Annotated in this window: 8 protein-coding genes and 1 tRNA gene; 3 read left to right on the top strand and 6 right to left on the bottom strand. The window is 35.8% G+C overall.

The annotated features are described in order from the left end of the window. Window positions 1–3: 3 nt before the first annotated feature. Together ACJAZK_RS07315 and ACJAZK_RS07310 are read right to left on the bottom strand one after the other, a co-directional pair. Complete coding sequence (locus ACJAZK_RS07315) at window positions 4–3,150, bottom strand: TAT-variant-translocated molybdopterin oxidoreductase (RefSeq protein ID WP_415223341.1); 3,147 nt, start codon at window positions 3,148–3,150, stop codon at window positions 4–6. Window positions 3,151–3,242: 92 nt separating this feature from the next. After that, the gene (locus ACJAZK_RS07310; protein WP_415223371.1) at window positions 3,243–4,541 is read right to left on the bottom strand and encodes a c-type cytochrome; all 1,299 of its coding nucleotides are present in this window, start codon (window positions 4,539–4,541) and stop codon (window positions 3,243–3,245) included. Between the two features lie 244 nt (window positions 4,542–4,785). On the opposite strand from ACJAZK_RS07310, the gene ACJAZK_RS07305 reads away from it, so the two are divergent. Then, window positions 4,786–5,166 carry an SPOR domain-containing protein gene (locus ACJAZK_RS07305; protein WP_415223340.1) on the top strand — a complete coding sequence of 127 codons (381 nt, stop codon included), beginning with the start codon at window positions 4,786–4,788 and terminating at the stop codon, window positions 5,164–5,166. Between the two features lie 108 nt (window positions 5,167–5,274). Here ACJAZK_RS07305 and infB read toward each other — a convergent pair whose 3' ends face one another. The 3 genes from infB to rimP all read right to left on the bottom strand — a co-directional run bounded on the left by infB (window position 5,275) and on the right by rimP (window position 9,965). Beyond that, window positions 5,275–8,193 (bottom strand): translation initiation factor IF-2, encoded by a 2,919-nt coding sequence (gene infB / locus ACJAZK_RS07300; protein ID WP_415223339.1) that lies wholly within the window; start codon window positions 8,191–8,193, stop codon window positions 5,275–5,277. Window positions 8,194–8,258: 65 nt separating this feature from the next. Then, window positions 8,259–9,491 (bottom strand): transcription termination factor NusA, encoded by a 1,233-nt coding sequence (gene nusA, locus ACJAZK_RS07295; RefSeq protein WP_415223338.1) that lies wholly within the window; start codon window positions 9,489–9,491, stop codon window positions 8,259–8,261. A 9-nt stretch (window positions 9,492–9,500) separates the two neighbouring features. Continuing rightward, entirely contained in the window at window positions 9,501–9,965 is a 465-nt protein-coding gene (rimP, locus tag ACJAZK_RS07290; protein WP_415223337.1) for a ribosome assembly cofactor RimP, read from the bottom strand. A gap of 152 nt (window positions 9,966–10,117) precedes the next feature. Between rimP and ACJAZK_RS07285 the strand changes: the two genes are divergently transcribed. Further along, window positions 10,118–10,942: a universal stress protein gene (locus ACJAZK_RS07285; RefSeq protein WP_415223336.1), complete on the top strand. Its 825-nt coding sequence runs from the start codon at window positions 10,118–10,120 to the stop codon at window positions 10,940–10,942. Window positions 10,943–11,006: 64 nt separating this feature from the next. Here the strand turns inward: ACJAZK_RS07285 and ACJAZK_RS07280 are convergent. Then, a tRNA-Gln gene (locus ACJAZK_RS07280) sits at window positions 11,007–11,079 on the bottom strand. Window positions 11,080–11,228: 149 nt separating this feature from the next. On the opposite strand from ACJAZK_RS07280, the gene ACJAZK_RS07275 reads away from it, so the two are divergent. Further along, window positions 11,229–14,588: a DUF2723 domain-containing protein gene (locus ACJAZK_RS07275; protein ID WP_415223335.1), complete on the top strand. Its 3,360-nt coding sequence runs from the start codon at window positions 11,229–11,231 to the stop codon at window positions 14,586–14,588. The last annotated feature ends 1 nt before the right edge of the window (window position 14,589 follow it).

Below are 14,589 nucleotides of genomic sequence, written 5' to 3'. Positions count from 1 at the left end.
TTTCTATGCTTCTGTAATATTTCTCACCTTAGTATGATACTGCACATTAGGCTTAGTACCAACACTTTCTAACAAGTGATACATGCGATCATCTTTATAAAGTTTTGCAACTTCACTTTCTTCATCATTAATGTCACCAAACTTAATTGAACCACTGCCACATGCTGACGAACAAGCTGTTTGGAATTCACCATCTTTGATAACACGACCGTCACGTTTAGCATCTAGAATTGTTTTCTGTGTCATTTGAATACACATAGAACACTTCTCCATCACTCCACGAGAACGAACGGTCACATCTGGATTTAATACCATACGGCCTAAATCATCATTCATATGATAATCAAACTCATCATTCTTATTATATAGGAACCAGTTGAAACGACGTACTTTATAAGGGCAGTTGTTTGCACAGTATCGTGTCCCTACACAACGGTTGTACGCCATGTGATTTTGACCTTGACGACCATGTGAAGATGCGGCAACAGGACAAACTGTTTCGCAAGGCGCGTGATTACAATGCTGACACATTACTGGTTGGAAAGCGACTTGTGGATTATCAGCAGGATCTTCTAATTCTCCAAATCCACTTAATGATCCTTTATCTCCCCAAAGTCCAGAAAATTCTTCTTTTTTAGTATCATCTTCAGCAAACGTATCTTCAGAAGAATAATACCTATCAATACGTAACCAGTGCATATCACGACTACGTCTAATTTCTTCTTTACCAACGACAGGTACATTATTTTCTGCGTGACATGCAATTACACACGCCCCACAACCTGTACAAGAATTTAAATCAATGGACAAATTAAAGTGATGTCCAATGGAACGATCAAACTCATCCCATAAATCAACTTCTGGAGAAGTTACTTCAACTTCCTCGTGATTTAAAGATACTGTTGGAATTTTATTCCAAACCGTTCTATCCTTGGTATTAAAAATTTCTAAAGTTGTTTCCTTTATAATATCTCCACGACCCATTAACGTATTCTGCAACTGTACACATGCAAATTCATGGATTCCCGCTGCTTTCTTAACAGTAACGTTTTGAGATGTATTAAAATTTTGGTATAACGGGTAAGCGTTAACCCCAGTCATCATTTCTTCTTTTAAGCCTGCAGTTCTGCCGTATCCTAAAGATAAACCTATAGCTCCTTTAGCCTGTCCTGGCTGAATAATTACAGGGACATTTTTAACAGTGACTCCATTTACAGTCACATCTGCATAGCTACCATCTAAAGCTCCAGTTGCGACATGATTATTTTCTAATCCTAATCCTTTTGCATCCGTAGCCGAAATCGTTAAGTAATTATCCCAAGATGTTCTTGTAATAGGATCTGGAAATTCTTGCAACCACGGGTTATTAGCATCTTGACCATCACCCATGCCAACTTTGGTATATAATGACAGCTCCATTCCTTCCGACTTAGCAGAAGACGCCAAACTTCTTGCCGCACTTCCTGCTGAACCTATTGTTGATTCAACATTTTCTGATAAACCAGCAATAGCTGAATCAGAACCCGAAATTGAATCTGTCGTTATCGTAGATGATCCATCTGGCGCGCTAGAAAGCACTCCTGACACATAAACACCGTCTTGCAATGCCTCATTGAAAGAACCACCAGACCACCCTGACTTTATATATTCTCTATACGTTTGATCACTTCCTGTCCAAATTAATAGTGCTTGTTGGAATTGACGTGTATCAAACAACGGACGAATAGTTGGTTGCATTAAGCTGAAATGTCCTTTCTTTATTTCTACGTCTCCCCAAGACTCTAAGTAATGAGGTGTAGCAGCAATATACTGAGCATTTATAGCCGTTTCATCAGCTTTCATAGAGAAAGCGATAGATAATTCTGTTTTTGCAAGACCTTCAGCAAATTCTGATGCATTTGGCAATGTGTACATTGGATTGACACCACTCATGATAATCCCACCAACACTGCCAGCTTTCATATCTGCTACCAATTTAGTAACGGCTGCATTATTACCTTGTCTTGTTAAAATAGGCGTAGAAGTATCAAAAGCTTTGCTGTTTAGTTTTTCGTTGATTGCTAATGCCAAAATTTGAGCATTGACATCTTGAATTCCAGTAACCAAAACCGCATTACTTCCCGCTCTCTTTAATTCTGAAGCAGCACTTTGAACTGCTCTATTTATGTTTTCTGGTAAATCTGTAGAAACAGAACCACCCACTACTAAACTATATAATTTAGATAATACTTGCTTTTGTTGACTTGGCGTTAATGGCACACGTTTGTCTGCATTAGCTCCCGATAAGGACATATTTGATTCAAATTGAATATGTCTTGACATTTTTCCATTCTTAGGAACACGCCCTTTAGCATATCCTGAATCAAATCCACCACCTTGCCAATCCCCTAAGAAATCTGCTCCAACTGAAACAATAGTCATTGCTTTAGAAAAATCATAACTCGCTAATCCACGAGTTCCGTAACTTCCTTCAAAAGCATCTAAAGCATCAGATTCTGAAACCGCATCATAAACAACGTGACGTACGTTTTCATATTTAGACTTAAATTCTGAAATCAACCTTGACGTTGACGGACTAGCATAAGTTTGTGTCAATAACACAATCTCTTTTCCAGCAGTCCTTAACTCTGTTAGCTTCTGATTAGTTTCAGAATCAAAAGCAGACCATAAGATCTCTTGACCATCTTTCATGGCACTTTTAACTCTCATACTATCATATAAACCTAAAACAGAAGCGTTAACTCTTGCATTGGCACTGTTGTGTGTTTTTGCTAAGTCATTGTTTTTAATTTGGATAGGACGCCCTTCACGTGTTTTTACTAAAACACTTGCAAAATCAAAACCATTAGCGATTGTAGTTGCATAATAATTAGCAACACCAGGAATTATAGATTCTGGCTGAATAACGTAAGGAATTGATTTAATTACTGGTCCTTCACAGGCAGCGAGTGACGCTGCTGCAGTACTAAAACCAACATACTTTAAAAAGTCACGACGCGTAGTAGATGAAGACTCTAAAGTCTCTTTGTCTCCTAAAAACTCACTCGTAGGGATATCACTTACAAATTCGTTTTGTTTAAGCGTCTCAACAATAGGGCTATTATCTTTTAGCTCTTCAACACTTTTCCAGTATTTCTTGTTTGATGACATATTATATAATTGAATTACTTCTTATTTATTATTATCGTTTTAAATCCCCTTTTTGAGATTTCCATTTTCATGGAAAATACTAAGCACTGTTTTTAGTAGTGACACTTACCACATTCTAATCCGCCCATTTGAGCAGCCGTCAATTTATCTACACCATACTTTTTAGATAACTCGTCGTGTATTTTTGTATAGTACTCATTGCCTTCCACATTAACATTAGTTTCTCGGTGACAGTTAATACACCATCCCATAGTTAAGGGTGAATGCTGATACATCACTTCCATTTCCTCAACAGGACCATGACATGTTTGACAGTCTATACCTGCTACTGTAACGTGTTGCGAATGATTAAAATAAGCAAAATCAGGAAGATTATGTATTCTAATCCATTTTACTGGTTCGGTAACTCCCGTATACGATTGCTCAGCTTCATCCCATCCAACTGCCTTGTATAACTTTTGAATTTCAGCATTGTAATCAACACCGTACTCCTTAATCCCTTCTTGCTGCGTTGTCTCTGCAACTTGGTATATTGATTTATGACAATTCATACAGATGTTTAGCGAAGGAATACCCGAATGCTTACTAACTCTTGCAGAAGAGTGACAGTACTTACAATCAATACCACTTTCACCTGCATGAATTCTATGCGAGTAATGAATTGGCTGAACTGGCATGTAACCCTGATCAACTCCAACTTGCGACAAATAACCGTAAACAAAGTATGCACTTGCTAATAAAAAGAATACAACAGTGACCAATACTAAAAATTGATTCTGAACAAATGCTTTCCAAATTGGTAATCTCTTATCTTTCTTAACCGCTTCAATACCTTTTTCCTCAGCAAAACGATTCAATGTTTTTCTTACGAGAACAAGAGCGATAGCCAATAACGCGAATAAAATTGCTAAAGCACCAAGAATCAATTTATTTGGAACACTCCCCGATGCCTCTCCACCGCCAGAACTGCCAACAGGCTGATCTACAATCACCACTTTTGCAGGCTGAGCAGTATACGCTAGAATATCGGTAATATCTTGCTCTGACAATTGAGGGAATGCAGTCATTGCTGTCCCATTGTATTCGTTATAAATCTTGTTTGCGTAAGCATCCCCAGATTTAATCATCCCTGCACTGTTACGAATCCATGTGTTTAACCACTCACGGTCCAAACCTTCTTCTTCCGCTAAACGCGTCTCAACATTACGCAGCATTGGCCCAGTCATCTTTCTATCTAAAGCATGACATGAAGCACAGTTAACGTTGAATATAGTTTTCCCCTTGTCAGGATCACCCTCTTGAGCATTAAGTGACGTAGAAAACGTAAGTAAAATAACCAATCCTAAGTAAGGAATCTTTGAGGCTAAATGTCGGTAAATCACTTGTTTCATATTATTAGTTGAATTTTCTTCTAAACTTTGGTCCGGTTTTTTCATTAATACTCTTGAAAATCCGATCGTAAAATCTCCTGCAAATTTAATACTTATAGTCCATTTTTTATATGTTACAGAAGTGATAGTTGCCAATTTATAAGGATTCTAAATAACATTTCGAGGTGCTATTATATTAATATTTCGATTCATTAAAACATCTCATAAAAAAAAACGTTTTCTTTGTACTACATTTTAAAAAAATATGAAACTAATTTTTCTCAAATCACCTATATCTCTAATACTCTTAGTCGTGTTTTCAACTCACCTCAGTGCACAAGAAGGTGTCGTTACAATCGAACAAGACAATGACATCACTAAACTATTAGAATACAAAAAAGATGTAAAAACAGTGGATTTATATAAAATTCAATTAGATTTTGGATCACGATCTGAAGCAGAATCACTTAAGATAAAATTTCAAAACACATTTGCCGAGTGGCCTGCAGAAATGGTCTATGAAACACCTAATTACAAAGTTTGGGTGGGCAATTTTAGCACACGCCTAGAAGCCGACATTGCTTTATTAGAAATCAAAAAGAAATTCTCTAAAGCCATGGTTTTTGAACCTAAAAAAGAGGATTAGTCCTTTTAAATTAATTTTGCACAACATAAAAAAATGCGACTCTATGGAGTCGCATTTTTTTATGTAAATATCTACAAAATTCTGAAAAAATCAGAACCCAGTGATATCCTATTTACTTTTAAGTTTCTTCTTAACTTCTACTTCCTGGAATGCTTCTATCACATCATCAATTTGAATATCGTTATAATTCTTTAATTGAATACCGCAGTCATAACCTTTAGCTACTTCTTTTGCATCATCCTTAAATCGTTTTAACGATGTTAATTCTCCTGTATGAATAACAACTCCATCTCTAATTAAACGAATACCAGAGCTTCTATATATTTTTCCACTTAAAACCATACAACCCGCAATCGTACCAATTTTAGAAATTTTAAATGATTCTCTAATCTCGGCAGTACCCGTAATCTCCTCTTTAATTTCTGGAGACAACATGCCTTCCATTGCATCTTTAAGATCATTAATGGCATCGTAAATGATCGAGTACATGCGGATATCGATTTCTTCCTTATCAGCAATTTGACGTGCATTACCCATTGGCCTTACATTAAAACCGATTATAATAGCATCTGAAGCTGTTGCTAATAACACATCACTTTCTGTAATCGCACCGACACCTTTATGTATAATGTTAACTTGTATTTCTTCAGTAGATAACTTCTGAAAAGAATCTGTTAATGCTTCAACAGAACCATCTACATCACCCTTAATAATGATGTTCAATTCTTTAAATGTACCTAAAGCAATACGACGTCCAATTTCTGCAAGAGTTAATGTTTTAGTTGTACGAACATCTTGCTCACGTTGCAACTGCATACGTTTGGTTGCAATTTGTTTTGCCTCACGCTCATCCTCGTATACATTAAATTTATCTCCAGCTTGAGGCGCTCCATCTAATCCTAATATAGATACCGGAATTGAGGGTCCTGCAGCTTTCACTTCGTGTCCACGTTCATCATGCATGGCTTTAACTTTTCCACTGTTTTTACCAGCTAAAACATAATCTCCAACTTTTAAAGTTCCAGCTTGCACCAAAATAGTAGATACGTAACCACGACCTTTATCTAAGAATGCTTCTACAACAGTTCCGCTTGCGCGCTTATTTGGGTTTGCTTTGAGGTCTAATAATTCAGCTTCTAATAATACTTTTTCTAAAAGCTCTTTGACTCCTGTTCCATTTTTAGCCGAGATATCATGAGACTGAATTTTCCCACCCCAATCTTCAACTAATAAGTTCATTTGTGCTAATCCTTCTTTTACTTTTTCAGGGTTGGCGCCAACCTTATCAATCTTATTTATTGCAAAAACAATTGGCACTCCCGCTGCTTGCGCATGAGCAATTGCTTCTTTAGTTTGTGGCATTATTGAATCATCTGCAGCAACTACAATGATCGCTAAATCTGTTACTTGAGCACCACGAGCACGCATGGCCGTAAAAGCTTCGTGACCTGGTGTATCGAGGAATGCTATTTTTTGTCCATTATCTAAGGTCACTCCGTAAGCACCAATGTGCTGAGTAATTCCACCAGATTCTCCTGCAATTACATTCTCTTTACGTATATAATCTAATAATGACGTTTTACCGTGATCCACATGACCCATTACCGTAATAATTGGGGCACGAGGCTCTAAATCTTCTGGATTATCTTGAACTATTTCTTTTGTTTCTTCTGTATCTGCTGTAACAAAATCAACCTTATAGCCAAATTCCTCTGCAACAACAGATAAAGTTTCAGCATCTAAACGTTGATTCATTGTCACCATCATACCCAGAGACATACATGCCGATATAATTTCGGTTACGGGAACATTCATCATCGTAGCAACTTCTGTAGACGTCACAAACTCAGTAACTTTAAGAATTTTGCTTTCAGCAGCTTCAATTTGTTGGTCAATTTCTGACTGCTCTCTGTGTTGCTCTCTTTTTTCTCTTCTGTATTTAGCACCTTTTCCTTTACTAGATTTACCTTGAAGTTTCTCTAGTGTTTCACGTACTTGTTTTTGTACATCTTCTGCACTTGGTTCAGCTTTAACCGTAGTTGTTCTTTTACCAGGTTGGATTTTACCTTTGTAACCGCCTCTCTGATTAGGGCCTCTGTTATTAGATCTATCACCACCAGCACTAGCATTAGTAGTAGTTGACGGTCCTTTACTTATTCTTCGTCTCTTCTTTTTATCTGTATCAGACGCTTTTTTCTCTTCTTTCTTTTTAGGCTTTTTAAATTGAGATAAATCAATTTTTTCACCCGCAATCTTAGGCCCCGAAAGTTTCTTGTATTGTGTTTTTAAAGTTTCTTCTGCGGGACTCTCTGGTGCTGCTGGCTCTGCAACTACCTTATTATCAATTTTCTCAATAGCTTTTGGTGGAGTCGCTTTTTTGAAATCCTTTATTATAGGTATTTCTTCTTTTTCAGTTGTTTTCTCTACAACTGGAGACGCGTCTTTTATAATTTCTTTTGAAGTTTCTTCTTTTGGAGCCTCTACTTCAGAAGAGACTGCCTTTGGAGACTCTGCTTCTAAAGCCTCTTTCTTAGAAGTTTCCTCTTTTGATACATCCGTCTTAGAAACATTCGTTTTAAGAGCATCAGTTATAAGTGCTTCTTGTTTTGGTGCTTCAACTTTAGGAGCTTCAACTTTAGGAGCGTCAACTTTAGGGGCTTCAACTTGAGATGTTTTATCCTTATTTAAGTCTATTTTACCAACTTGTTTTGGACCACTAAGCTCTGTTCTGGCTTTAACAACCTCGCGACTCTTAGCTTCTCTAGCAGCTTTTTCTTCCAACTCACGCTCACGCTGCTCACGTAATTCCTCTTTTTCTTTTAGCTTTGCTTCGCTAACCTCTAAAGAAGCCACTTTTTTATTAGCATCAGTTTGGAATTCACCTGAAAGAATTCCATAAACCTCTTCTGATATTTTCGTATTAGGGCTTTTCTCTATTTCCACACCTTTTGATTCTAAAAAATCAACAGCACGATCTATAGAGATATTCAATTCCCTTAATACTTTATTTAATCTAACTTGAGCCATAAATTGCTTGTAATATAACTTAAAAATCTGTTCTACCAAAACCACCTAACTAAGGTGACCTAGCATTAATCCTCGAATTCTTCTTTCAGAATTCTTATAACATCAATAATTGTTTCCTCTTCTAAATCAGTTCTTTTTACAAGATCAATAACGTCTTGTTCTAAAATACTTTTCGCTGTATCTAAACCTGCTTTACTAAATTCTGCAATCACCCATCCTTCGATTTCATCTGAGAATTCTGATAATTCTACATCTTCCTCTGCGCCTTCTCTAAATACATCTATTTCATAACCAGTTAATTTACCAGCTAACCTAATATTGTGACCTCCTCTACCTATAGCTTTAGAAACCTCTTCAGGTTTTAGGAGCACCTCAGCACGTTTATTTTCTTCATCAATTTTCACAGACGTGACTCTAGCAGGACTTAAGGCCCTTGTAATAAAAAGTTGAATGTTACTCGTGTAATTTATAACATCAATATTCTCGTTACCTAACTCACGAACAATCCCGTGAATTCTTGATCCCTTCATACCTACACAAGCACCAACAGGATCAATTCTATCATCGTAAGAATCTACCGCTACTTTTGCTTTTTCTCCTGGTATTCTTACCACGTGTTTGATCGTAATTAAGCCGTCAAATACTTCAGGGATTTCTTGTTCAAACAATTTCTCTAAAAACGCTGGTGAGGTTCTAGACATTATAATAGCAGGCTTGTTCCCTTTTAATTCAACGCTTTCAATAATCCCCCTTACATTCTCTCCTTTTCTAAAAAAGTCTGATGGTATTTGTTTATCCTTTGGAAGGATGATTTCATTACCATCATCATCTAATAGAATTATAGCTCTATGACGAATATGATGAACTTCAGCAGAATAAATCTCTCCTTCAAGTTCCTTAAACTGCTTATATATATTTGTATTATCGTGTTCGTGAATTTTAGAAATCAAGTTTTGACGTAATGCTAAAATTGAACGACGCCCTAAATCTATAAGCTTCACCTCTTCTGCTACATCTTCACCAACTTCAAAATCTGGTTCAATTTTTTGAGCTTCAGAAAGTGCAATTTCTTGATTTGGTTCCTCAACTTCGTCATCTGCAACCACAATCCTATTTCTCCAAATCTCTAAATCTCCTTTATCTGGATTTATAATAATATCAAAATTATCGTCATCACCATATTTTTTCTTCAACGCATTTCTCAATACATCTTCCAAGATGGCCATTAGCGTTACACGATCAATTAATTTATCGTCCTTAAATTCTGAAAACGAGTCAATTAACGCAATATTTTCCATAATTATGAATTAAAATTTTATTACCACTTGAGCTTTTAAAATAGCATCGTACGCCATTTCAACTTGCTTTTTTACTGTTACTTTACCTTTACCAACGGGCTTAGGCTCTCTTGATTTCCACTCTAAAAGAATCGCATCCTCGTTTGCCTGAGTTAATACCCCTTCTATCATTTCATTTTCTTTGGTTTTCACACTTAGTGTTCTACCAATATTTTTTTTATACTGTCTTATATTTACTAAAGGCTCTGTAGCCCCAGAGGACAAGACTTCTAGAGAAAAGTCTTGCTCTTCTCTATCCAAATTGTTTTCAATGGCGCGACTGATAAAGATACAATCTTCAACTAGAACTCCGTTATCTCCATCAATAATAATTTTTATTGTATCGTCTGACAATACATCAAAACTGATTAAAAACAGGTCTTCTCGTTGGCTTAATCCTTCGTCTAATAATTTTTTTACAGTATCTCTGAACATTTTTAGTATAAAAAGAGCGGACTTCACGTCCGCTCATTATTTTTTTTTCTTAAAACAACGCTGCAAATATACAATATTTTTATTGACTTTCACAAGTGATTAAGTCTCGTTTTTTATTCTTAAATTTATGTAATCATAATCAGCTCACCAAGATGAAAAAAATATTAGTTCCTACCGATTTTTCCACAGCAGCAGAAAATGCTTTAAAAGTTGCTGCACAAATAGCAAAAAAACACAATAGCGAGATATATTTATTGCATATGCTAAAAATCCCAATGCAAGAAATTGATGTTGTAAACACTTATGTAGATGTTCCTGAAGTTATGTTTTTTATGAAAATGGCTCATAAAAAATTTGAAGACATTATGAACAGCAGCTATTTAGACGGCCTTACCGTGCACGAAATCGTTAAACCTGATGGTTCATTTAACGGCATTTCAGATATCTGTAAAGAACATGGCATCACTATGATTACTATGGGTTCTCACGGCGCAAGTGGCATTAAAGAAATGTTTGTAGGTTCTAATGCTGAAAAAGCAGTTAGACATTCTAATGTTCCTGTTCTTGTAATTAAAAATGAACATGATGACTTTAGTATCGATGATATTGTTTTTGCTTCAGATTTTAAAAATGACAATAAAGAAACCTATCGACAGGCCACAGAGTTCGCTACTAATTTTGACGCTAAATTGCATTTACTAATGGTAAATACCGCTAGTAATTTTACAACAACAAAAAAAGCTAATGATAGAATTAATGAATTTATAAGTGATTACAGCTTTAAAAACTTTACTCTAAATATCTATAATGACGAATCTGTAGAGCAGGGAATTCTTAACTTTTCTAGGCATATTGATGCCGATCTCATTGGGATTAGCACCCATGGCAGGCAAGGTATTTCGCATTTCCTCAATGGTAGCATTAGTGAAGATCTTGTAAATCACGCGAATAGACCTGTGATTACTTTCAAAATATGATTACTGAAATTTAGAATAATAAAAAAAGCCCTTACATAAATAGTAAGGACTTTTCCGTTTTCAGTTGGCCCACTAGGGATCGAACCTAGACTCTTTGGTACCAAAAACCAATGTGTTTCCAGTTACACCATAGGCCAATATCTTAACGAGGGTGCAAATTTAATACAAAGTTTCATTTGTACAAACAATTTTTTATAAAAAATCAAAAAATGGTAACGTTTACTTAAAATGAGTAGTGCTTTTGATATTTATTGTTAATTTCGCTCGCATCAAAAAGACTTGTTTTATGACACATTTCAACTTCAAGAAATGGAATACCATTTTAGGATGGTTTGCTTTTACCGTGGCGCTAATAACCTTCGGACTAACAATAGAGCCTACAGTTAGCTTCTGGGATGCAGGAGAATATATCCTCACCTCATCAAAATTACAGGTAGGTCACCCACCTGGAGCGCCTCTATTTCAAATGCTAGGAGCATTCTTTTCTATGTTTGCCTTAGAACCTGCTCAAATTGGTGCCATGCTAAATATGATGAGTGCAGTATCAAGTGCATTTACCATATTATTTATGTTTTGGACTATGACTATTTTATTGACAAAATTAGCCAGAGTAACAACCCCAAAACAAGAAGACACAAAAAACACATCTTATGCAAGCTTATCAAAAAACCAATACATTGCAATCTTAGGGAGTGCCTTAGTTGGAAGTTTAGCATTCACATTCACCGATTCGTTTTGGTTTAATGCAGTAGAGACTGAAGTTTATGCCATGGCCACTTTAATTATGGCCATCTTATTCTATTTAGGATTGCGATGGGAAGACGATATGCACAAGCCTAGAGGTCACAGATGGTTAATTCTAATAGCGTTCGTGATTGGATTATCCTTTGGAGTTCACTTTATGGGATTATTAACTATTCCTGCATTAGGTCTTATCTATTATTTCAAAAATTACAAAAAAATTACTGTAGTAAATTTCATTATTGCTAATGTCGCAGCGGCAGCCATACTATTATTCATATTTAAATTATTACTTCCAAATGCCCTCTTGCTTTTTAGTGCTTCGGAAATTTTCTTCGTCAACACCATAGGCTTACCTTTTAATTCTGGATCTATAATTACTGGAATACTATTAGTTACCGCATTCTATTTCGGATTAAAATACACACGTGATAAAGGATATAAATATGCAAATACCTTAACCTTATGCTTAATTTTTATTTTTATTGGTTTCTCATCTTGGGTCATGTTACCAATTCGCGCGAATGCTAATGTGGTTATAAATGAGAATAATCCGTCAAGCGCTCGGGAATTATTAGCCTATTATAATTTAGAGCAATATCCTGAAACACATTTGTTTTACGGACCACTATTTACAGATCAATATTCTGGTTTAGATGAAAACAATCCATATAAAGATGCTAAACCTAAATATGAAAAAGATTATGACAAAGGCGAGTATGTCATTGTTAATGAGTGGAAAAATGCCGAACAACGCTACAACTCAAAACATGCCTCCGTTCTACCTAGAATGTGGAGCACAGAGCATGCTGAAAATTATATGATGTTTACTGGGTTATTAGATTTTAGAATCAAACCCGAATATCAAATGGAAAATCAGGTTCGACAATTGGTTAATGAATTTAAAAATGAAGTCGCTCAAGGCAAAGTCGATTATGAAGACTATCATAATTTCTTAAAACAATTTGGTAGAGACTTTTTAGTCATAGAAAAGCCCTCAATTGCTGACAATCTCTACTATATGGTAGATTATCAATTAGGTTACATGTATTGGCGTTATTTCATGTGGAATTTTTCTGGGCGACAAGATGATATTCAAGGTAAATACGATGATTTACACGGTAATTGGATAAGCGGAATTGACTTTATTGATGAAACACGATTAGGCATGTCTCAAGACAATCTCCCTAGTGATGTAGCCGATAATAAAGCAAGAAACACCTATTATATGCTACCGCTAATTTTAGGCATCATTGGATTTTTATTCTTATTAGGACGAGATCCAAAACGCTTCTGGGTATTACTTGTTTTCTTTCTATTTACAGGACTAGCTATTCAGTTCTATACCAATGTGAGACCTTTTGAACCTCGAGAAAGAGATTACTCTGTGGTAGGTTCCTTCTATGTATTTGCGATATGGATTGGTTTTGGTGTCTATGCTATTTTTGATAGACTTCGGAAATTCTCCAACTCTAAATTTTTAGCTCCTATAATAACGGTAGTCTGCTTAATTCTAGTCCCTGGAATATTAGCTGCTGAGAATTGGGACGATCATGACCGATCAGAAAAATATACTGCACAAGCCATGGCTCGAAAATATCTCGAATCCTGTGCGCCAAACGCTATACTGTTTACCATTGGAGATAATGATAGTTTTCCGTTGTGGTATTTACAAGAAATTGAAGGTGTGAGAACAGATGTACGTGTCGTTAACACCAGTTTGTTTCAAACCGATTGGTACATCGACCAAATGAAGCGTAAAGCTTATGACAGTGACCCCATCCCCTCGCAGTTAACTCATGATCAATACAAATACGGTACGCGTGATTATATCATGAAATATGAAATCACTAAAGACACTATGGGTATTAAAGAGTACATGGATTTCATATCTAATGACGACCCAAAATACAATCTTAAATATGCGATGCAACGCAAAGGAGAAGACCCTAATGGCTATCCTGTTCAATTACAAAACTCAAACTATTTACCGACCTCTCATGTCAGAGTTCCTGTCGATAAAGCTAATGTTTTAAAATATGGTATTGTCAAAGACAAAGATGCCGATAAAATAGAACCTTACATTGATATTACTATTTCTGGAAGCGCCTTGTATAAAAACAGATTGCTAATGCTGGATATCATCGCTAATAATGATTGGAAACGTCCAATTTATTTTACAGGTGGCGCGTTTAGTGATGACGATTATATCTGGATGAAAGATTATTTACAACTCGACGGATTGTGTTATAAACTAGTCCCAATAAAAACAGAAGTTAACAGAGCTAATCCTTTTGATATGGGTCGTGTTGACTCCGAGCTTATGTATGACAAAGTCATGTCTTGGGATTGGGGGAATAGCGGTAGCGACAAAATTTATCACGATGTTGAAACCCGTAAAAACGGTATCACTTACAGAGGTAATCTTGCTAGGCTTTTAGAACAATTAATTAACGAAGACAAGTTAGATAAAGCAGAGAATATTGCTGATTTAGCGATGGAAAAAATGCCTGTAGACAAGTTTGGCTTTTATACGCTTTTAGAACCTTATATTAGTGGTTATTATGAAATTGATAAAACGGATAAAGCTAGAAAAGTATATATTGATGTCTCTAGAAAATATCAGGAAAACTTAACCTATTGGAGTGGATTGACAATAGAAAACCAAACACGTTACTTAGATGAAATTGTAACAGATATTGAACGCTACAGAAGCCTTGTGGATATTCTAGTCATTTATAATGATAAAGATTTCGCCATGAAAGAAACAGAGAAGTTTAATAATTATCTTAAACGTTTTAAGCACTTCACCAACGAAGACGAGGAGGAAGCAAAACCTCCAGTAAGAGAAGAACGAGATTTCCCAAAAGACACTATAGACAAAATTCTAGGTATTCAAGACTAAG

The organism is Psychroserpens sp., assembly GCF_047633235.1.
In the GTDB taxonomy this organism is placed as follows: domain Bacteria; phylum Bacteroidota; class Bacteroidia; order Flavobacteriales; family Flavobacteriaceae; genus Psychroserpens.
This window is presented reverse-complemented; position numbering and strand designations above follow the sequence as displayed.

Coding starts and splice junctions, on each gene's coding strand:
- ACJAZK_RS07315 (WP_415223341.1), bottom strand. CDS start 3,150: ATGTCATCAAACAAGAAATACTGGAAAAGTGTTGAAGAGCTAAAAGAT.
- ACJAZK_RS07310 (WP_415223371.1), bottom strand. CDS start 4,541: ATGAAACAAGTGATTTACCGACATTTAGCCTCAAAGATTCCTTACTTA.
- ACJAZK_RS07305 (WP_415223340.1), top strand. CDS start 4,786: ATGAAACTAATTTTTCTCAAATCACCTATATCTCTAATACTCTTAGTC.
- infB (WP_415223339.1), bottom strand. CDS start 8,193: ATGGCTCAAGTTAGATTAAATAAAGTATTAAGGGAATTGAATATCTCT.
- nusA (WP_415223338.1), bottom strand. CDS start 9,491: ATGGAAAATATTGCGTTAATTGACTCGTTTTCAGAATTTAAGGACGAT.
- rimP (WP_415223337.1), bottom strand. CDS start 9,965: ATGTTCAGAGATACTGTAAAAAAATTATTAGACGAAGGATTAAGCCAA.
- ACJAZK_RS07285 (WP_415223336.1), top strand. CDS start 10,118: ATGAAAAAAATATTAGTTCCTACCGATTTTTCCACAGCAGCAGAAAAT.
- ACJAZK_RS07275 (WP_415223335.1), top strand. CDS start 11,229: ATGACACATTTCAACTTCAAGAAATGGAATACCATTTTAGGATGGTTT.